This window comes from Aquimarina sp. AU58 (assembly GCF_900312745.1).
Lineage (GTDB): Bacteria > Bacteroidota > Bacteroidia > Flavobacteriales > Flavobacteriaceae > Aquimarina > Aquimarina spinulae.
On record NZ_OMPD01000014.1, the window covers coordinates 1964566 to 1985613 of the forward strand.

Annotated in this window: 15 protein-coding genes; 5 read left to right on the plus strand and 10 right to left on the minus strand. The window is 33.1% G+C overall.

Annotated features, from left to right (window positions below; all coding sequences use genetic code 11):
- Window positions 1-20 precede the first annotated feature (20 nt).
- The gene (locus DK441_RS19940) at window positions 21-257 is read left to right on the plus strand and encodes a hypothetical protein (RefSeq protein WP_109852237.1); all 237 of its coding nucleotides are present in this window, start codon (window positions 21-23) and stop codon (window positions 255-257) included.
- 8 nt (window positions 258-265) lie between these two features.
- Here the strand turns inward: DK441_RS19940 and DK441_RS19945 are convergent, their stop codons facing one another.
- From DK441_RS19945 to DK441_RS19955, 3 genes are all read right to left on the minus strand, one after another.
- Window positions 266-1741, minus strand: coding sequence for a DASS family sodium-coupled anion symporter (locus tag DK441_RS19945; protein WP_109852238.1), 1476 nt, complete (start codon window positions 1739-1741; stop codon window positions 266-268).
- A 192-nt stretch (window positions 1742-1933) separates the two neighbouring features.
- Window positions 1934-2296, minus strand: coding sequence for a hypothetical protein (locus DK441_RS19950; RefSeq protein ID WP_109852239.1), 363 nt, complete (start codon window positions 2294-2296; stop codon window positions 1934-1936).
- A gap of 260 nt (window positions 2297-2556) precedes the next feature.
- Window positions 2557-4026: a M28 family peptidase gene (locus tag DK441_RS19955; protein ID WP_109852240.1), complete on the minus strand. Its 1470-nt coding sequence runs from the start codon at window positions 4024-4026 to the stop codon at window positions 2557-2559.
- A gap of 198 nt (window positions 4027-4224) precedes the next feature.
- On the opposite strand from DK441_RS19955, the gene DK441_RS19960 reads away from it, so the two are divergent.
- The 3 genes from DK441_RS19960 (at window position 4225) to DK441_RS19970 (ending at window position 7393) form a co-directional block, all read left to right on the plus strand.
- Window positions 4225-5355: a VWA domain-containing protein gene (locus DK441_RS19960; RefSeq protein ID WP_109852241.1), complete on the plus strand. Its 1131-nt coding sequence runs from the start codon at window positions 4225-4227 to the stop codon at window positions 5353-5355.
- Between the two features lie 45 nt (window positions 5356-5400).
- The gene (locus tag DK441_RS19965; protein WP_109852242.1) at window positions 5401-6864 is read left to right on the plus strand and encodes a sigma 54-interacting transcriptional regulator; all 1464 of its coding nucleotides are present in this window, start codon (window positions 5401-5403) and stop codon (window positions 6862-6864) included.
- 133 nt (window positions 6865-6997) lie between these two features.
- Window positions 6998-7393 carry an RDD family protein gene (locus DK441_RS19970; protein ID WP_109852243.1) on the plus strand — a complete coding sequence of 132 codons (396 nt, stop codon included), beginning with the start codon at window positions 6998-7000 and terminating at the stop codon, window positions 7391-7393.
- An 84-nt stretch (window positions 7394-7477) separates the two neighbouring features.
- Here DK441_RS19970 and DK441_RS19975 read toward each other — a convergent pair whose 3' ends face one another.
- The 4 genes from DK441_RS19975 to DK441_RS19990 form a co-directional block, all read right to left on the minus strand.
- Window positions 7478-8302: a DUF1853 family protein gene (locus DK441_RS19975; protein WP_109852244.1), complete on the minus strand. Its 825-nt coding sequence runs from the start codon at window positions 8300-8302 to the stop codon at window positions 7478-7480.
- Between the two features lie 7 nt (window positions 8303-8309).
- Window positions 8310-10388, minus strand: a complete 2079-nt coding sequence (locus DK441_RS19980; RefSeq protein ID WP_109852245.1) for a transporter substrate-binding domain-containing protein — start codon at window positions 10386-10388, stop codon at window positions 8310-8312.
- A gap of 161 nt (window positions 10389-10549) precedes the next feature.
- Complete coding sequence (locus DK441_RS19985; RefSeq protein ID WP_109852246.1) at window positions 10550-12622, minus strand: transporter substrate-binding domain-containing protein; 2073 nt, start codon at window positions 12620-12622, stop codon at window positions 10550-10552.
- 96 nt (window positions 12623-12718) lie between these two features.
- The gene (locus tag DK441_RS19990; RefSeq protein ID WP_109852247.1) at window positions 12719-13729 is read right to left on the minus strand and encodes a pirin family protein; all 1011 of its coding nucleotides are present in this window, start codon (window positions 13727-13729) and stop codon (window positions 12719-12721) included.
- Window positions 13730-14425: 696 nt separating this feature from the next.
- Between DK441_RS19990 and DK441_RS26760 the strand changes: the two genes are divergently transcribed.
- Window positions 14426-14620, plus strand: coding sequence for a hypothetical protein (locus DK441_RS26760; protein ID WP_132065872.1), 195 nt, complete (start codon window positions 14426-14428; stop codon window positions 14618-14620).
- A 97-nt stretch (window positions 14621-14717) separates the two neighbouring features.
- On the opposite strand, the gene DK441_RS19995 is transcribed toward DK441_RS26760, so the two are convergent.
- From DK441_RS19995 to DK441_RS20005, 3 genes are read right to left on the minus strand one after another with little or no spacing between them, the layout of a single operon-like run.
- Entirely contained in the window at window positions 14718-16214 is a 1497-nt protein-coding gene (locus DK441_RS19995; RefSeq protein ID WP_109852248.1) for a S10 family peptidase, read from the minus strand.
- Window positions 16215-16232: 18 nt separating this feature from the next.
- Window positions 16233-17609 (minus strand): amidohydrolase family protein, encoded by a 1377-nt coding sequence (locus tag DK441_RS20000; protein WP_109853583.1) that lies wholly within the window; start codon window positions 17607-17609, stop codon window positions 16233-16235.
- 58 nt (window positions 17610-17667) lie between these two features.
- The gene (locus DK441_RS20005) at window positions 17668-20976 is read right to left on the minus strand and encodes an amidohydrolase family protein (protein WP_109852249.1); all 3309 of its coding nucleotides are present in this window, start codon (window positions 20974-20976) and stop codon (window positions 17668-17670) included.
- Between the last annotated feature and the right edge of the window lie 72 nt (window positions 20977-21048).

Below are 21048 nucleotides of genomic sequence, written 5' to 3' on the forward strand. Positions count from 1 at the left end.
AAAAGAAAAATTAGAGAAAGATGAAGTTTATAGAACTCACACTTAAGAATCATACAATCCTTCATGGCTTTGATGCTAGAAATCGAGAAGTTACAGAAGTAGTAGAAGTAGAAGAGGCTTCAAAAAAATTAGTAGCAGTTAAGAGAATTTTATCGATCAGCGAAAAGTATATTTTAATAAAATATGCATATGATAGAGTTATATACTGGGAATATGTGGAGGATTATGAAACTATAAAAAAGATGCTTGTATCATAAAATGATTGCTATATTTTTTTAAATTCCTTTGGAAAAGAAGAAGGTTCAAAATCCCAGAAATAGGGAAGTAGATAGTAAGTGATTACTATAATTAAGATAATAGATATAATGTTTAACCAAAATCCTTTTTTCATCATATCGGGAATGGTTAAATAGCCCGACCCAAATACCACTGCGTTAGGCGGAGTAGCTACAGGAAGCATGAATGCACATGATGCTGCGATTGTAGCGCCTACCATAAGAATAAATGGATGTACATCAAGTGATAGCGCCATTGATGCCAAAACGGGTAATAACATTGAAGTAGTAGCAACATTTGAAGTGATTTCGGTTAAGAAATTTACAGCAGTAACAATAAAGGCCAAAAGAGTAATCAAATAAACTCCTTGCAATAATGTCATTTGCGTACCGATCCAAAGCGCTAATCCCGATTCTTTAAAACCAGATGCCAAAGCAAGACCACCACCAAATAGTAAAAGTACGCCCCATGGTAACTTTACTGCCGATTGCCAGTTCATTAATGGTTTTCCTTTTTCTCGACTGGGTAGAAGAAAAAGAAGTAACGCTGCAGTAACGGCAATTATGGTATCGTCTATAGCCGAAAAAATAGGCTGTAACAAAAAGGATCTTGTGATCCAGGCAAAAGCGGTGCATATAAATACAGCAAGTACCAGTTTTTCTTCAAAAGATATCTTGCCTAATTCTTTCAGTTGTCTTTTTACCTCATTTTTCCCTCCAGGAAATTCTTTTTGTTTAAAAGAAAATGCGATTTGAACCAAATAACGCCAACAGATGAATAACATTACTAGTGAGATAGGCAAACCTATAACAATCCAATTGGTAAATGTGATCTCAAAACCATAAATTTCTTTAACAATCCCAGCTAGAATAAGATTAGTAGGAGTTCCTATAAGTGAAGCAACTCCTCCAATAGATGCACTATATGCTATAGCAAGCATTAGCGCTTTTCCGAAGATTTTATTTTCATCTTCGATAGTGTTTGGATTATCGGTAAGTTGAGTAATTATTGCTATACCAATAGGTAACATCATTACAGATGTCGCAGTGTTAGAAATCCACATCGATAAAAATGCTGTAGCAATCATAAAACCAAGAATCATGGTTTTAACATTGGTACCGATAATATTTATAATGCTTAATGCGATACGTTTATGTAGATTCCACCTCTCTATCCCAATAGCCAAAATAAACCCGCCTGCATATAAGAAAATATTATGATTGCCGAATGCTGCAGTTGTCGTTTTAATATCTAAACCACCAGATAACGGAAATAAAACAATGGGCAACAGTGAAGTGGCTGCAATAGGAATAGCCTCGGTAATCCACCATATAGCAATCCATAAAGTACTAGCTAGTATCGCATTGGCTTCTTTACTTAAACCCTCGGGGTGAAAAAAAAATAGTACAAGAAAAAAAATTGCAGGGCCAGATATGGCTCCTATTTTTTTAATACTTACATTCATGCGATACTGTTGTTAAGAAATCATAGATTTAGTAAATGATTGATAAAAGTATAGATAAAAGAATTAAATCTTTACCCCAAAGCATAGAAATATTACTTCGGGAGTATAGGGTAATAGTTAGGGTGGTCTCCATAAATTCTATAAAAAAGATACGGCAGAAAGAAAAAAGATATATTGTATAATTGGGTTTTGTTAAGGTATCATAACCTTAGATTTGTCACTATTTCGTGCAGAAATAAGATGAAAGTTTTTATCAACTTTTACAATAATTATTTTACCGGTATGTAAATTAACCATCTTCCATCTAAAACCATAAGATGTTTCAAAAATCGCAGATCTAGCTGTTTTCCGTAAATCAATTTCATCAATGTTTTCGACAATTTGATTCGCCAAAAGATCAAGTCCTCTTTCTTTAACTTCTTCTGTAGAAAGTTTACGATCACGAGGGTTTTGACTTTGATCAATAGTAATTTGGTATGAAGATGCTTCAATACTACTATTAGGAAATACTAAAAAAGAGAAAAATACTAAAAAAGAGAGTATGTAATTTTTCATAATCTAACGATTTTGTGAATTACATACTATATCACTGAATAATATGCAATTACGTTGGGTTTACGTGTATTGTCATAGGTATTTGTATAGTGCTTAACAATTATCTTAAAAAGGGGTATTGTAAAATTAACGCTTAAATACCTTTTTTATGATATTGTTATGTTAAAAAAATGATAATTTCTCTTAAAATTTTGCTTTTCTATCTTTTATTGTTATAAAAAATCAATTTCCGTAATTTTAATACGGTGATTACTTTATTCTCATTTCTTATATAGTTTTTTACCAGCCTCATAATATTTATCCCCTTCTATCCAAAAAGGAGTTGTTTCATTGTTAGCAATATTTCTGCACGCTAAAACATAAGATTGAAAAAACTTAAATAAATAGTCATAATCCAAGGTATCAGGATTATCGGTAACCTGGTGGTAGTACTTTGTGATTTCTTCGTCAAAAGCTGTGAATCCCATACTAAAAGTAGGTGCAGGAATCCCTTTTGCAGCAAAGTGTACATTATCAGACCGATCAAATAATCCTTGTTCGGGAGCAGGATCATCAATGGCTTTTAGTCCAAATTTGGTAGCAGCGTCTTCAATATCCTTTTGTGCAGTTGTTCTGCTTAAACCAATAATCGTTGCCAGTGTTGTATCATTATAACCTCCATTATCACTATTAAAACAATATACCATTTGGTGTAAAGGAATTACAGGGTGGTCTACATACCACTTACTTCCTAATAGCCCTTTCTCTTCTCCTGTAAATAGGATAAAAAGCGCCGATCTTTTGGTTGGATATTTTGCAATATTTTCTGCCGCAGAAAGTACAGTAACCGTACCTACAGCATTATCTCTTGCTCCGTTATATATCGAATCATTTTCAACGGCTTTACCGATACCCACATGATCGTAATGAGCAGAATAAATGATGTATTCATTTTTAAGTTTGGGATCAGTACCTTCTACATAACCAACGACGTTTTGCGAGGTAACCGCACTTTTTTTAATTCCTTCAATAGTAAATTCGATATCAATCTCTTTATTTGTCGCAAATAGTTTACTAATGTTTTCATTTTTGTCATTTATCCATGTATGAGAAAAGCTGTCTGTATCTTCTTTTTGATCTGCAACAATCATTTTTTCACCATTTAAATAGTGCTCTAATCTCATCCACGTTGGGTCATCAAGATTAGAAACCTCAATAATACCTATGGCACCTTTTTGTTTAGCGAGGGTATTCTTTTCTTTTGCTGTAGAAAAAGCTGGTCTGATATTTTTATTGTCTTTAGTTCCTATAATAGTAATTACATATTTCCCTTTTACATCAATAGTATTATAATCTTCTTCCAGACCGTGATTTAGGAAAACAGCTTTTCCTTTATAATTGATATTTCCCGATGCTACTGTAGCTATTTTATTAAGCACTAAAGCTCCTGTTTTAAATTCGGTCTTTGTAGCTCCAGACGTTTTCTCCAGCTCTACATTTTGAAGATAACTAGTTGTTTTGGGAATTGGTTTTACTCCATATCCTCGTAGCATATTAGCAAGATATTGCGCTGCAATTTTGTTTTCAGGACTTCCGGTTTGCCTACCTTTTAGTTCATCTGAAGCCAGAAAGTAAATATGCCCTTCGATTTCGCTTTTAGAAACAGTAGATTTTACTTTTTCGACATCATCCTGTGCCGAAATAGAGATGGTAAAAAGAAAAAGTAACGAGAGTATAATAGATTTTTTCATGATTGAGAATGATATAATTGTGTGATCAAATTAATGGTATAGTATAGCTACCTTCTTTTCAAAGATAACAATTGTTTGTACTTTGTTATAATACACGAAGTTGTTTTCTAATAAATATTGTCAAAAACAAATGTTAATTCTCATTTCTTCGATAGATAATAAGTTCTTATCTTTTATAAATTATACTAACTTTATCTAATGAAAAAAGAAAAAAAAGTATTTAGAAAAGGCTTTGCATTCAAAATCTTTGAGGCACCAGAACAATCTCTGTTTGATAAGCTTTTTGATATTTTTCAAGAAGTTATCACTCATACTTCAGGAGATCTTGATGAGGCTTTGGACTGGATGAGGGAATTAGATAAAGAATATCAGCTTACCGATGAGAATTACACGCTGGATGATTTTGTAGAGGATTTAAAAAAGAAGGGATACATTCGAGAAGAGATAAAACCAGATGGTAAAGGAGGGATGTCTATTACAGCCAAAACCGAACAGGCAATTCGCAAAAGGGCATTGGATCAAATTTTTGGAAAGTTAAAACGAAGCGGAGCAGGTAATCACAGAACAAGTTATATTGGTAAAGGAGATGAACACTCTGGAGAGTTTCGCAATTATCAATACGGAGATTCGTTAGAGCAAATATCAATAACAGAGAGCCTTAAAAATGCACAAATCAATCATGGTATTGGTGATTTAAATCTTACCGAAGATGACCTTGTAGTCGAAGAAACCCAGTATAAAGCACAAATGAGTACAGTACTAATGATTGATATTAGTCACAGTATGATTCTATATGGTGAGGATCGTATAACTCCCGCCAAGAAAGTTGCAATGGCACTTGCAGAGCTTATTATTACCAAATACCCTAAAGACACATTGGATATATTGGTTTTTGGTAATGATGCATGGCCAATTGCGATCAAAGATTTACCTTACTTACAGGTAGGACCATATCATACGAATACCGTAGCAGGTTTACAGTTGGCTATGGATATGTTGCGAAGAAAACGTAATACAAACAAGCAGATTTTTATGATTACCGATGGTAAACCCAGTTGTTTAAGAATGCCAGATGGACAATACTATAAAAATAGTAATGGATTAGACAGGTATATCGTAAGTAAATGTTATATGATGGCTCAACAAGCCAGGAAATTACATATCCCCATAACGACTTTTATGATTGCACAAGACCCTTATTTAATGCAATTTGTAAGAGAGTTTACCTATGCAAATCAAGGAAAAGCATTTTATACCGGTCTTAATGGTTTAGGTGAAATGATTTTTGAAGATTATGAAACGAATAGAAAAAAAAGGATACGAGGATAAACTCGTTTTGAATTTAAAAGTAATTGTAAGAACGAAAAAGAAAAGATGAAAATTTTAGATATAAAGACATTAGGCCAATTAAAAAAATCGGGATATAAAAGTATATCGATAAAAGATGAATTAAGAAATAATCTAAGAACTAAGATTAGTAATAACGAAGATACTTTTACTGGTATTCATGGGTATGAAAATACGGTGATTCCCGAATTAGAAAGAGCAATTCTTTCTAGGCATAATATTAATTTATTAGGGTTAAGGGGGCAGGCAAAAACCCGTTTGGCAAGGCAAATGATAAACCTACTGGATGAATGGGTTCCTGTGGTAGAGGGGTCAGAAATTAATGATGATCCGTTTCATCCTATTTCTAGATATGCTACTAACTTGATAGAAGAAAAAGGAGACAACACACCTATTAGCTGGTTATATCGATCAGAACGTTTTGCAGAAAAATTAGCAACTCCAGATGTTACTGTGGCAGATATTATAGGAGATGTAGATCCAATTAAAGCTGCTAATCTAAAATTAAGCTACGCAGATGACCGTGTGATTCATTTTGGGATGATCCCAAGGGCAAACCGAAGTATTTTTGTAATTAATGAATTGCCAGATTTACAGGCCCGTATACAAGTGGCATTATTTAATATTTTACAAGAAGGAGATATCCAGATTAGAGGATTTAAACTTCGATTACCATTAGATATACAGTTTGTATTTACAGCAAACCCAGAGGATTATACGAATCGAGGAAGCATTGTAACCCCTTTAAAAGATAGAATAGGATCACAGATTCTTACTCACTATCCCAAAACTGTAGCAATAGCAAAAACGATTACCCAGCAAGAGGCTAAATTAGATTCAAGGCAAGCCGATTTGGTTTATGTACCAGAGATAGCAAAAGACTTATTAGAACAAATTAGTTTTCAGGCTAGGGAAAGTGAGTTTATTGATCATAAAAGTGGTATAAGTGCCAGGATGAGTATTACTGCTTATGAAAATTTGTTAAGTATGGCAGAATACCGGGCATTGCGATCTGGTGATGATCAAACAGTATTGCGATTAAGTGATTTTACAGGGATTATTCCTGCTATTACCGGCAAAGTAGAACTGGTATATGAAGGAGAGCAGGAGGGAGCTGCTTCTGTAGCAAATTCCTTAATTGCTGATGCTATCAAGACTTTATTTTCCGAATACTTTCCGAAAATCGAAAAACTAGAGAAAGAAGATTATGAAAGCCCATATCAAAACCTGATAAATTGGTTTTTTGAAGAGAGTGGGTTTGAATTACTAGATGATATATCAGATAAAGAATATAAAGAAAAACTAGATGCCATTACACCACTTAAAAACCTGATTAATGAATATCATCCCGAAATGAATACAGAAGAAACTTATTTTATGATGGAATTCTTATTATGGGGATTGGTAGAATTTAAGAAACTAAGTAAACATAGATTATCAGAAGGATTTCATTTTAATGATCTTTATGGGAGTTATATAAGTGGGCTATAGTTTGTAAATATAGAGATTTGTACAAAAAAATTAAAATGAAAGTATAGAAACAAATACACATTAGTGATAGTTGAGTAACATATTGGTAGGTCATGACATGTACTTAATAGTATTAACAAATATCATTTAGATTATGGAAAAAAAATATGCAATTTTACCAGACAGAATAAAAGCTGTTGTAATAGATGGAATAGTCTTAGTTGCACTAATGTTTGTTATAACAGAAATCTTTGCTTTGTTTGATGAGGTTCCTGTTTTTTTTAGAATTATAGCTTTCATTTTTATTTTTGTTCTATACGATCCAATATTGACGGCTAGGTATGGAGGTACTGTAGGGCATTCTTTTAGCAATATTGTAGTGAAAAGAGAAGAAGATCATAATAAAAATATTTCCCTTCATAAAGCACTTATACGATTCTTAATAAAATTCTTATTAGGGTGGATCTCATTGATAACAGTTACTGGGAATAAAAAAAGAAAAGCAATTCATGATTTTGCCGCTGGCTCTATTGTTATAGAAACAAAATAACCAATATTATAAATAACATCTACATTTTTAGGATAATTAGACAAAAGTGAGGAATATTTGAATATAGAATCCTACTACAATTAATTACCACCAAACGACAAAAAAACGGTCATAAGAATCTTCATTACTTCTCATCCAGAGTAATGGAGATTTTTTTTGTGATAATGATATCTGTACCTGCTCTTTTATATCTTCAAAAGAAAACCAGGCGTCACTATATTTTGGATCGATAACCCAATCTTTTTTCTTCGGAATATTAAAATGAAAGCTATCATATTGTTCTGAAGTAAAATCCTTTAATGATATCCAAAAACCTATTATACATTGATTGTTTACAATAGGGTACAGCTCTTTTTTCATAGATACAGGAACAAAAAGATTTGCCATATAATATACTTGTTGATGAATACTTTTTGAATTTATATGTAAGTCTTCAAGAATAGATAAGGTTTCTTCTCTATAGAGTAAAGGCAATTGTTTTGTCTTTAGTTTTTCTATTTTTTGAAGTAAAGTATCTTTGCGATTTGGGCCAATCCATTGCTGAAGTTCCCCTTCAATTAATGGGTCATACAGATAAAATTTGTATACAACTTCAATATGTAAAGTGTTATTATTTCTATGATCTTTTACTAGAAAATCTAATTCTCCGATTGTTATTTTATTCTGGTATACCTGAATATTCTTTGCTATAATCTCGTACTGGTCAGTATTGGTAATACCATATTCAAAAAAAAACTCTATACGCTTACCTAATACTTCATTATCCCGAATATTAATTTCTGTTTCATCGGGTAAAGCATCGTTTTCTAGTATTTCTTCGATATTAAAAGGAGATAATCCCAAAAGAGTTTTGTCGGTCCATAAGGGTTTACTATTTAAAAACCCTAGATATTCATTTTTGATTGACATTTAGACTTTAGGTAAATTTTGATTTTGAAAAAACTGAAAAGTATTTATTAATGATAGGTTTCAGTATTTTTCTATCTACGGGTTTAGAAACAAAATCATCGCATCCTGCATCTAATGCTTTTTGGATATCTTCTTCTGTAGAATAAGCCGTTTGTGCTACAATAGGTAATCCGGGTCTCATTTTCTTTATCTTTCTTGTAGCTGTATACCCATCCATTACAGGCATTCTTATATCCATGAGAATTAAATCTATATGTTCATTTTTTTTGCAAATCTCTACTGCTTTCTTACCATTTTCTGCACGATGAATTACAAATTTATATCCTTTCATTTTAAGTAATATCGTTTTAAGGAATAAAAAATTTACATCTCCGTCCTCTACAATTAAAATAACTTGTTTTATAGGAATATCCGGAGCCTTTTCTTTCTCCAAAGGAGTATCAGATATCACAGAATTAACAATGGGATGGTATGGTACGGTTAATGTAAATATGGAACCTTTATTAACCATTGAAACAAAAGTAACATTACCACCGATTAAATTGGCATTTTTCTGGGCAATTGATAAACCCAATCCAAGACCATCATAGCTTTTTGTAGCTTCTTTTTCAGATTGTGAGAAGTTTCTAAATATTAGTTCCTGGTCTTCGGGTTTAATACCGATTCCCGTATCTATTATGGTAATCACCAAAGAACTATTTTCAATTTCGCAAGAAATTTCTATCATACCTTTGGTTGTAAATTTAATTGCATTATCAATAAGGTTTTGTAAAATCTTGTGGATTTTTAGTTTATCCATAAGTATGATTCCCTGATCATCTGTTAATTTATTATTGAGGTATATTGCAATGTTTTTGCTAATCGCTTTACTCTGAAAATCGGAAAATAGTTTTTGCAACGTCTCATTAATATTTATTTCTTCAAAACGAACTTCGACCTGATTAGTTTCTAATTTTGAAATTTCAATAATGTCATCGATAATGTTGATTAATTGATTACTACTATTTATAATAATTTTTGAATATTCTTTTTGTTGATCCGATGTAATTTGTGGATCATTAAGTAATTCAGAAAAACCAATAATACCATTCATAGGTGTACGTACTTCATGAGAAATATTATGAATAAATGCAGTTTTTAATTTATTACTCTCTTCGGCTCGTTCTTTAGCAATTTTTAATTCTTTTGTTTTTTGTTTGATTAAATATTTAAGATATCTGTTAAGAAGAAGAATAACAATTAACGACAATAGAATAATCCCGGTAAGTGTAATCCAGAAGCTTGCTTTTTTATAAAAAGGAACGACGGCATTATATAGCCAATTGTCAAAAATGATTTCCTTTTCGCGATCAGTAATACTATTAGTCGTCTTAGCAATAATCTCACTAAGCATGGTATTACTTTTTTGAACCGCAAGACTTGGAGCGTATGTATATTGAGTTTCTGAAACAATTTTAAGATTATCTAGGTTTTCAGTTTTTATAAGATAATTGGCTACTGCTTTCGGTCCTATATAAGCATGGTATTTTCCAGAACTAACTTTTTTTAAACAACTTAAATCATCTATTTCTGTAGAAATGTTGAGATCTTTTTCATACTCTTTTAGAATCTCATATATCGCATAATCTTTAGGAACCGTAATTATTTTGTCGTTATAATCTGTTAGACGTGCACCATAATCGACACCTTTTTGAGCTACAATAGTATGACTAGACTCAAAGAGTTGTGAGTAGAAATTAAAGTAAGCATCTCTTTTATTGGTTTGTTGAATTTCTAAAATGATTTCAATTTTATTATTTTTTGCATCATTTAGAAGTTGTTCCCAATTTGTATATAGTTTTCGCTGAAATTTGCGATCTATTTTCTTTTCGATAAGTGAGAGATAATCGATTAAGATACCATCTATTTCTTCATTTTCATTAATGAATTGATATGGGGCATAATATGGAAAAAGCCCAACAGAAATACTATCATTGTTTTGTAGCCAATCTTTCTCTTTGTCACTTAGGACTGTAGATTTCGAACAAGAAAAAAATCCTATCCATATACTAAAGGAACAGAAAATATATAGTAATTTTTTTGCCATAGCTTTTTACTAGTTATCCCTTACTTTTCTTGCTCCTTATTAATAAAGATACTATTTAATAGTAACACTTTCAAGAAACACCAGGCTTATTTGTAGAACAAAGTGAATTAATATAGATTCGAAAATCATAAACTTTTATACTCTAAGGCATTGTATTTCTTTTAGAAAGAATATACAGATAAATATTTATGGATAACTTTTTTTAAAATTTCTGGATCAACAGGTTTTGCTATAAAATCATCGCATCCAGCAGTAAAAACGTTAAGTATATCTTCTTTATTAGCATAGGCTGTTTGCGCAATTACAGGAAGTTCTGGATGTAATTTTTTTATCAGTTTTGTAGCATCATAACCATCCATTTCTGGCATTTTCATATCCATAAACACCAGGCTAATAGCATTGTTTTCTTTACAAAATGTTACGGCTTCTTTTCCATTTTTGGCACGATGAATAGTAAAGTGATAATTTTCTATTTTTAGTAAGATTGTTTTGAGAACCAAAAAATTAACGTCACCATCTTCTGCAATCAGGATGGTATGTTGTCTGGTTTTTGTGTCCTTATATAATATAGGGGATATTGTATTAAGAGGATTAGAAAAGGTAATAGGGCGATAGGGCAACTCGACTCGAAATGTAGATCCTTTGTCAGGAATAGAAGAAAAAGATAACTCACCTTTCATCAGGTTAGTATACTCTTTGGCTATAGTAAGTCCCAACCCTAATCCTCCATATTTTCTTGATATTTGATTTTCTGATTGAGCAAAACTCTTAAATATAAGCTGTTGATTCTTAGGATCAATTCCTATTCCAGAGTCTCGTACATTAATGACCAAAAGATCTGCATGTAACATAACCGAAATAAGTACCGCTCCTCTTTGAGTGTATTTAACCGCATTTTTAACTAGACTAGTTATAATTTTGATAAGCTTAGATTTATCAATATGCACATAACGTTGATCGTCTAACAGGTTATTATTAAGTATAAGGGAAATCCCTTTTTTCTTTGCTATTATTTCGAAAGTTGAAAAAACAATATCAAATACTTCGTATAGATCAGTCTCTTCCTGAGTAAGAATAACCTGTTTAGTTTGTAGTTTAGAAATTTCGAGTATGTTATCCATACTATCAATTAATTGTTTACTGCTTTTAACTATAATTTCGGTGTATTTTGCTTTTTGGTTATCTGTCGTGCTAGATTCTTTAAGAAGTCTCGAAAAACCAATAATACCATTCATTGGTGTCCGAATTTCATGAGATATATTATGAATAAATGCTGTTTTTAATTGATTATCCTTTTCTGCATTATCTTTCGCTATTCTAAGCGCTTTTGTCCTGTGTTTTACAGTATAACCCAAATAAAAATTGATCCCTAAAACAATGAGTAAACCTAGTAATATAAAAAAGACAAAAGGAATCAAAAAATTAGGATTTTTATAAAATGGTTTTGTTTTAGTGTAAAGCCAGTTTTCTACAATATTTTGTTTTTCGCGATCAGAAATATTGTTAATTGTCTTTTGAATAATTTTATTTAAAACAGTATTGTCTTTGTCTACAGCAATACTAGGAATATAGGAATATTTGGTCTCGACTATGATTTTAAGATTGTCGAAGTTTTTAGACTTTATTAAAAAATTAGCTACAGTTTTTGGACCAAAATATGCATCGTGTTTTCCTGTCTGCACCATTTGTAGTGCCATACTTTCGTTGAGATAGGTTTTGAGTTTAATTTCTGGATGCTTTTTTCTTAAATATTCTTCTGAAGAATACCCAAGAGGAACCGTTATAGTTTTAGTGCTAAAATCCTTTAAAGTAAGTCCATCGGGAGTATCTTTTGAAGCTACAAGAACAAAAGGAGTGTTAAAGAATTCAGTATAAAAATTTAGATATTGACTACGATCCCAGGTTTGTTGAGCTTCCAGAATCATATCAATCTTTTTATTCTTGGCATCCTTTACCAGTTGTGACCAATTAGAATAATATCTTCTTTTAAATTTATGGCCTATTTTATCTTCAATCAGGTTAAAATATTCAATAAAAATACCTTCAATAGCAGTATTATTGTTTATAAATTGATACGGAGGGTAGTACGGAAATAAAGCAATTGTAATAGAATCATTTTGTTTTAACCAATCCGCTTCAGCGTTCGTTACTATTTTTTCTTTTGAGCAAGAAAAAAATAAAATTGAACACAGAAAAAACAGAAGGGGTAAAAGAAATGTTTTTCGATTACGCATTTAAATCAAATCTTCTAAGGTGATGATAATGATATTGTTAACATATGTTAGAATTAAAGATAAGCATTATTTACCCAACTATTAAGATAAGATATGTTACTTTTTTATTTCTGTACCGTCGGGATATAAAGCGAACCTGCCTTTAGAAGGGGAATGCACATGATCATGACTATCCCATGGCCAACCTCCAAATTCTGTTTGTTGATACTCTTGTATAGCTTCCCTAATTTCTATCTGGCTATTCATAACAAATGGGCCATGTTTTACTACAGGTTCATTGATAGGCTTTCCTTGTAATAGTAATATATGAGCTTCTGTATTACCGTTTTTTAAAGTAAATTCCTGATCTGCGTTTAGAATGATTTCATGGTGTACAGGAATAGTATACCCTTCACTGGTAACTTCGGTTCCTTTAAAAAAATATAACGATCTGTTTACACCCTTAGAAGCTGTAGGAAAGTTAAATGTTGCATTAGTATCCATTTTGATAGTCCATATTGCTATTTCATTAAGAGGATCTGCTGCCCAGGAATCAGGAGCAGAAGAGGGAGCTGTTGTATCATCTAATTTTCCGGCAATTAAGGTAATCTCGGTATCATGCCCGAACTCATCCTGTTTCTTTATTTTAGGAACTTCTTCACTCCATAACATTTTAAAATGTGGTTCTACCATTTTCTTATCTCTCGGAAGGTTGAGCCAAATCTGAAATAATAAAAAAGGATTTTCTTTTTCGGTATGCAACAAAGGGAACATTTCAGAATGTTGTACGCCTTTACCAGCTGTCATCCATTGTACATCACCGTTACCAAAACGTCCTGCAGCGCCAAGTGAATCAGAGTGATCCACCAATCCTTTTTGAACAATTGTAACCGTTTCAAAACCTCGATGCGGATGTGCTGGAAAACCAGGGATTTTGGTGCCATGATACATTCGCCACCCATCTTTAAGCGTAAAATCCTGGCCGATATTACGCCCTTCTAACGACGCATCGGGGCCTAATTCTCTGTTTCCTTTTGGATATTGATCCTCGTGATACGCACAGAATAAAAATGGGTCACTGGTTTCCCACGGGAAGCCTAACGGTTTGATTTTAATAATTGCAGCCATAAGCTTACTATTTTAGTCCTTTATTTATATTAACAAATGATTCAGTAATACATGTTCTAATATCATCAGTCGCTTTAAACAGATCTTCATTACGAAGGTACATTATACGATTACTACGATATCCTTTTAAAACTTAGATGATCTTTCACTTTTCCATTGGCGTTAAGCTGCCACATTACATAATTAACACTAAAATAAGTCGTAGAACTATCGTTTTTTTGATTAGGGATTCTTTATTTTAAAGATACTGTTTAATAGTAAAACTTTCAATACGCATTTTGATTTTTAGAATTGTTTTGTGGAGTTAGATATTTTAAAATGAAAATTCAAACATTCTTTAATACACTCCATAAGTATAAGTAAACATTTTTAGTTAAAGATCAGGTTGATTTTTTTTGTTTCACTGAAAACAGGGTAGTAGTTGAAATCTATACTAGATATGTTTGATCTAAATAATTGATATTATAAGTAGCTGTAAATCCAATGATAATAATGGTCTTTAGGATACTATCCACGATATAAAATTTGTTAGAATATTACCCGAAATAAAAGAAAAACATTTTCAACTATACCATAAATAGATTTGTCTATAGACTTAATCGAAGATACTTTGAGACAAAACTATTAGATAAGCTGGCTATAGTTCGAGTTACAAAAACCAATATTCGATTTATTAATTATTAAATATTTTATACAATGAAAAACATTTTAAATTTAGCAGGAGTTCGAAAACTAAGTAAAAATCAACAGTTACATATTAAAGGTTCGGGGCCATCGTTACCACCAACTATTAAATGTTGCTCAAGTGGAGATGGTTGTACTATGGATAATAATCAAAGTTTATGTATCCCTGGTCGTTGTGACAGACGAGGAGGGTGTATTCTATTATAAATAGTATAAAACAAAAAGAGGGTGTATGAAAAACCATATACCCTCTATTTTGTTTCGAATTTTCTTAGCTAAGGCGAAAATTAGTAATCTTTATAAGTTAATATTTTGATCCCTTATTTATATTAACAGATGATTTGGTGATAAACGCTCTAATATCATCATTCGCTTTAACCAAATCTTCATTACGAAGGTACATCATGTGACCACTGCGATATCCTTTAAAACTTAGACGATCTTTCAGTTTCCCATTTGCATTAAGCTGCCACATTACATATTTAGCATTAAAATAAGTAGTAGCACCATCATAATAACCCGATTGGATCATCGTATGAAGGTTAGCATTCATGGCCATAGCTCTTCTTAAGTTTTCACCTGTATTATTACCTTTGGTTCTATCCCAGGGTCTTACCGGACCAAACATATTGTATTTTAAGTCGGTTTTAAATTTTAATTCCTGGCTATAGTAATAATTGATAGCTGGTGTAAATGAATGAAGCCAGGAAGTTAGTTCGCTATTATAATCAGGATTATCTCCTGCATCCTTTATATCCATCCCTTTATATCGAGAATCCAATCGGCCAATCGTATATCCTTCTTTATCTCGTAAAAGATCTTTCCAGAAATATGATTTTGGTACTTCGAGATTATGCTGTCGTATTGTTTTCTTAGAAAGTCCAGAGTAGTAAGCCATTTTATTAATAACTTCTTCTTTTTTGGTAGCATCCAGATATCCACTTTTTACAATTGCCGGAAGCAGTTCATTAATGGTATAGTTTTCAACTTCTGGAAGTACTTCGAGTAAATCTTTGTTCTGAAGTTCTGGAGGTAACATCTTATGATACCATGCTGCTGCTGCAAAATAGGGTAATCGGTTTGCTACTTCTACAGGGCCATCAAATTTAAAACCTATTTCGGTAGGGGAGACTAATATTACTCCGTTAAGATACATCCACTGGCGATTTTGAAGCTCGAGAGCCAGACCAGAAACTCGTGTGGTTCCATAGCTTTCTCCGATAAGGTATTTTGGAGATCGCCAACGATTATTTCGAGTTACAAATGTATTGATCCAATCAGCCAGGTATTTTACATCTGCTTTTACCCCAAAGAATAACTCTTTATCAGGCATTTTTCCATCTTTTCCTGGGATCATTCTAGAATACCCTGTGTTTACAGGATTTACAAAAACAATATCTGCTACATCCAACACCGAATTAGGATTGGTTTTGATTCCATAAGGTTGTACAGGAAACCCTTCATTATCGATCTTAAGAATACGGGGTCCCGTATAGGCAATATGCATCCAAACTGAAGCCGATCCGGGACCACCATTAAATGAAATGAGTAAAGGTCGGTTTTCATCATTTTTGATATCAGATCTTTTGTAATAGGTATAACATAAAGAGGCTATAGGTGCTCCTGTTTTATCCCAAACTGGTTGAAATCCTACTGTTGCTTTGTATGCAACAGCCTTTCCTTTTATCGTAGTTGTATGATTTGTTACTATAGTGGTATCAATAGGAACTTTAACGTTTTGTGCTTCCGCGTAAAGCGAAATAACAAACATTGTAATGAATAAAGAAAATATGTTTTTCATTTTTATGGTATAATATTTTTAATTTTTACTAGCATTCTGAGCAATTTCCTGCAATTTTTGATCTATGGTTTCTTTGGGCAACCAATGCCCTCTAATCAATACACCAGAAACCTGCTTTAAGGCTTTACTATTTTCTAGTGGATTTGCATCAAGTATAACAATATCGGCATCTAATCCTTCTTTGATTTGCCCAAATGTATCTTCTTTACCAAAAAATAAGGCAGGATTCATTGTCCCTGATTGCAGCACATCTAGTGGCGTTAATCCTGCTGCTATCATTCCGTCGATTTCGTGATGAATTGAGAATCCAGGAACATTAAATAATTGCGGAGCATCAGAGCCTAATAATATTTGATGTCCACTATCATGTAGTTTTTTTAGTAATGTTCTTCTTATCGTATTAAATTGTTGCCATTGTTCTTTATTAAAATTGGGATTCTCTTCGGTATATTGACTTTTTCTTTGTTTCCAGTTTTGCAATGTAGAAGCGGGCATATATTTCATTTCGTGACCTTTCAATAATTCATCGGCAGTTACAGGAGCAAACCATCTTTCGAATAAACTTTGAGTAGGAACAATCCAGGTATTATTGTCTTTTGCAAGTTGTACCAATTCATCAATTTTGGACTCATCTGCCAGCGGGGTGAAATTGTATCCAAAAAAGCCGTTATCTCCCGGGTTTACATTTTCAGATTCGGGAACCAGTCCTTCTAAAAAACCATCGATGTGATCAATAGAGGCATATTTACTTTGTATTGCATGTCGTATACCAACATCAACAGGAACATGTCCAGAAAAAGGAATACCAACTTCGTTGGCAGTTTTTACCAATTGATCAAACACTTCTATCGTAATACCAGGATGGATTTTTAAGAAATCATATCCTTCTTTTTGATAAGCCGTTACTTTGGCAATGACTTCTTCTTTTGTCTTTACCGAATTTCCGTTAAGAGATGGGCTAGAGGTAAAAATTCTGGGACTCAAGATATCACCTGTCTCTGCACGTTGTCTTAATTTTAGGTGATAAGGATGACCAAGCATACCTCGTATTGTTGTTATCCCATTAGAAAGGTATAAAAACAAAACCTCTTCGATACGTTCTTTTGAAGTCGAAGGTTGTGGGATATGTGCATGCATTTCTGCTAATCCAGGAATGATGTATTTTCCTTTGGCATTGATCTTTGTAGTATATCCTTCTGGGTTTTCTATAGTATTAGTAACTCTTTTTATTTTTCCAGAATCGATTACAATCTGTTGTTTTTCGATAATAGTACCGTTACTTACATCTACAATATTAGCATATGTAATCAAGATAGCAGTTTTACTCACTTGTTTTTGGGGTTGAGCACAAGATGTTACCAGTGCTGTAAGTAGTATGAAAAGATATGTTCTCATCACATGAGTTTTAAATTTTAGTTGCTGATCTATTTTAACCCTTACCAGGGCCATAGATCTAATTATGTCCTAAATGACATCCACATCCTGGTTTCATGAAGCTTTGTGCTTCTTTATGCCATGGGAAAGCTTGACTATAATTAGCATTCTCCCACCAGAATTTAGTTCGTGTTTTGGTTGTATTACCAATCTCATTCATGGTATTGGTATCATATAAGCGTCCGTTTACCATAGTATATTTTACAGTTTCTGTGTTTCTGATATTTTCTAAAGGATTTTTATCAAGAACGATAAGATCGGCTAGTTTTCCTTCTTTTAATGAACCAATATCATTTCCTGCACCAATATATTCTGCGCCATTTAAGGTTGCAGCTCTTAGTGCTTCCATATTAGTCATTCCTCCTTGCTGAAGTAACCATAACTCCCAATGCGCTCCCAGACCTTGTAATTGTCCATGTGCTCCCAGATTTACTTTAACTCCTGCATCGGTTAATGCTTTACATGTTTTCGAGACCAAGATATGTCCATTTTCATATTCTTCATCAGGAACCATAGTTCTATGTCTTGCACGAGCATCGATAATAGCTCTCGGGGTATATTTAAGCAGTTTTTCATTTTCCCAAACCTTATCTTTTTGGTAGAAATAGTACTCTCCATTCATCCCTCCATAATTTACGATTAATGTAGGGGTGTATCCTGTATTACTGGTTTTCCAAAGTTCATTTACATCTTTATAAACCGGAGCAACGGGAATATTATGTTCAACTCCTGTATGGCCATCCATGATCATACTCATATTATGATAAAAAGTTGATCCTCCTTCGGGCACTACATTAATTTGAAGTTCTCTTGCTGCCTGTATCACTTGTTGCCGCTGATCTCTACGTGGTTGATTATAACTCTTCACAGATTTAGCGCCAAACGCTTTAGTTCTTCTTATAGAAGATCGCGCATCTTCCAGTTTATTGATCACTGCTTTAAAATCTCCATCTGCCCCGTATAGGATAATTCCTGTAGAGTAGAGGCGAGGCCCTACCATTTCTCCACTTTTAATCATCTCAGACATGGTGAAAATTGACTCTGTATTGGCAGAGGGATCATGAGATGTGGTTACTCCAAAAGCTAGATTGGCATACAATTGCCAATGTTTTTGAGTCGTTAGACCGTATCTAAACCCTCCCACATGTGCGTGTGCATCTACAATACCGGGCATAATTGTTTTACCTTTTACATCATATACTTTTGCGTCGCCTGGTACGGGTACTTCAGAAGTAGTTCCAATTTTTTCAATACGGTTATCTTTAATAATAATAGTTCCATCTTCGATGATCTGGTCACCTTCCATTGTGATTATTCGGGCATTGGTAAATGCAATTCTACCTTGTGGCACATCTGTTTTTGCCTCTAAACCGATTTTGATCCCTGTTACAGTTACTTTTCCTACTTTCTCTGGAGAGTTAGGCAAAAATGTAAAGCGATCTTTAACCTCATTAGAGAAGTATTCATCCCCAAGAGTCCATATTACTTTTTTACTATCTCTGGACCAATGAAGATTAACCCCTGCGTCTTTAGAAATCTGAGATACCGGTACAGCTTTAGAGTTATTATCCAGGTCTATTTCTTTACCATTAAGTAGGAGTGGAGCAATATATGCTTTTTGCAGATTGGTAAAAGCAATCCATTTATTATCGGGACTAGGTACTAATCGGTTGGCATATTTAGATTTTATATGTGTTTTTTTATCTTTTCCATTAAGGTCAACAGATTTTAACTCTTTGGTTAGATTTCCAAAATATGTACCTCCGGTTTGATAAAAGATACGCTTTCCGTCTTTAGAAAACATAGGGTATTCGCCTTCTTCTGTTATTAGTTTAGCATTGCTACCAGAAGAAGACATGGTATAAATACCAGTATTTTTGGTAAAACTTAGACCTTGATCACTGTTTCCATCTTCTTTTCTGAAAGTAATCAAATTATTTGCAGCATTAAATACTGGGGTTCTATAAATTCCTTTTTTTGTGGTTAATTTGGTAGAAGTACCACCTGAAGCAGGAATTTTATGTATTGCTCCCAGGTTTTCATCATTCCAGGAGACATATACGATATGTTGGCCATCTCTAGAGAAACTAGGCTCAAACTCAAAATCGACAGATTGAGTAGTAAGGCGTTGTGGTTTCCCTTTGGGTAGATTTTTTCTCCATAAATGTCCAAGAGCACTAAATACTACTGTTTTACCATCTGGAGAAGTAACTACATTACGAATTACTTTGGAGGTAAACTTTTCGGGAGAAACCGGAGTGTTAAAATGCAAAGTTTCGGCAATTTTGATAGTAGCATCTACCGTAAACGGAATATTAGTCACTTGTTGATCCTCTACATTAATTTTATTGATTTTTCCACCAGCCCAGAATATGATTTCTTTGTTGTTAGGCATCCAACTAAAATTAGGGTATATTCCAAAAATCGCCCAAGCCTCCTGTTGATCTTTGTTTAGTTTATCATAGATTGGCCATTCTTCACCAGTTTCGAGATTATGAATATACAATACCGTTTTGGTACGAACTCTTTTTACAAAAGCAAGTTTTTTGCCATCTCTGGATACTTGTGGTCGTGCTGCACCTCCTGGTCCACCAGTAACAGTAATTGTTTTTCCCGTTTCGAATTCATATCTCTTAATAGCATAAATCTGTTTGTTTGGATCTTTATTATACTGAAAAAAGCCACCAGGATACATATCCTCTGCATAGTACATATATTTACCATCAGGAGAAATATGAGGTTCATTAACATCCTGTTGATCATTTTTTCTTTTGGTTAACTGTAATCCAGAACCTCCCGTAATATGATACTGCCACATTTCACCTGCACCCAGAGAACGCTGAGAAGTAAAGTGTTTTCTTGCTACCAGATAATTGCCATCTGACATCCAGACAGCATTGTTTAGTAATCTAAACTTTTCTTTGGTAATTTGTTTAGGCTTACTACCATCACTATTCATCACCCAAATATTATCGCCTCCACCGGCATCACTGGTAAAAGAGATCTTTTTGCCATCAGGACTAAAACGAGGTTGTACCTCAAAAGGGATTCCTGTACGTAATACTTTTGCTTTTCCACCAGAAATAGGGATACTATAGATATCTCCCAAAAGGTCAAAAACAATAGTATTACCATCGGGACTAACATCCAGATTCATCCAGGTACCCTGATCTGTAGTAAACGTATGATCTTTATAATTAAATTCCCCTTTGGGATTAGAAACATCCCATTTTTCTTCTTCTTTTTTGTTTTTTTTATCTTTTTGAGCTTGAGTATTGAAGATTAAAAATATCCCGATAACCAGGGTAGTGACAATATGTTTGTGCATGATGAGTGATTTATATGATCCGAAAATAAGGATTTATCATACAAAATATCTTAAAGTGATGTTAAGGGAAAT

Coding starts and splice junctions, on each gene's coding strand:
- DK441_RS19940 (WP_109852237.1), top strand. CDS start 21: ATGAAGTTTATAGAACTCACACTTAAGAATCATACAATCCTTCATGGC.
- DK441_RS19945 (WP_109852238.1), bottom strand. CDS start 1,741: ATGAATGTAAGTATTAAAAAAATAGGAGCCATATCTGGCCCTGCAATT.
- DK441_RS19950 (WP_109852239.1), bottom strand. CDS start 2,296: ATGAAAAATTACATACTCTCTTTTTTAGTATTTTTCTCTTTTTTAGTA.
- DK441_RS19955 (WP_109852240.1), bottom strand. CDS start 4,026: ATGAAAAAATCTATTATACTCTCGTTACTTTTTCTTTTTACCATCTCT.
- DK441_RS19960 (WP_109852241.1), top strand. CDS start 4,225: ATGAAAAAAGAAAAAAAAGTATTTAGAAAAGGCTTTGCATTCAAAATC.
- DK441_RS19965 (WP_109852242.1), top strand. CDS start 5,401: ATGAAAATTTTAGATATAAAGACATTAGGCCAATTAAAAAAATCGGGA.
- DK441_RS19970 (WP_109852243.1), top strand. CDS start 6,998: ATGGAAAAAAAATATGCAATTTTACCAGACAGAATAAAAGCTGTTGTA.
- DK441_RS19975 (WP_109852244.1), bottom strand. CDS start 8,302: ATGTCAATCAAAAATGAATATCTAGGGTTTTTAAATAGTAAACCCTTA.
- DK441_RS19980 (WP_109852245.1), bottom strand. CDS start 10,388: ATGGCAAAAAAATTACTATATATTTTCTGTTCCTTTAGTATATGGATA.
- DK441_RS19985 (WP_109852246.1), bottom strand. CDS start 12,622: ATGCGTAATCGAAAAACATTTCTTTTACCCCTTCTGTTTTTTCTGTGT.
- DK441_RS19990 (WP_109852247.1), bottom strand. CDS start 13,729: ATGGCTGCAATTATTAAAATCAAACCGTTAGGCTTCCCGTGGGAAACC.
- DK441_RS26760 (WP_132065872.1), top strand. CDS start 14,426: ATGAAAAACATTTTAAATTTAGCAGGAGTTCGAAAACTAAGTAAAAAT.
- DK441_RS19995 (WP_109852248.1), bottom strand. CDS start 16,214: ATGAAAAACATATTTTCTTTATTCATTACAATGTTTGTTATTTCGCTT.
- DK441_RS20000 (WP_109853583.1), bottom strand. CDS start 17,609: ATGAGAACATATCTTTTCATACTACTTACAGCACTGGTAACATCTTGT.
- DK441_RS20005 (WP_109852249.1), bottom strand. CDS start 20,976: ATGCACAAACATATTGTCACTACCCTGGTTATCGGGATATTTTTAATC.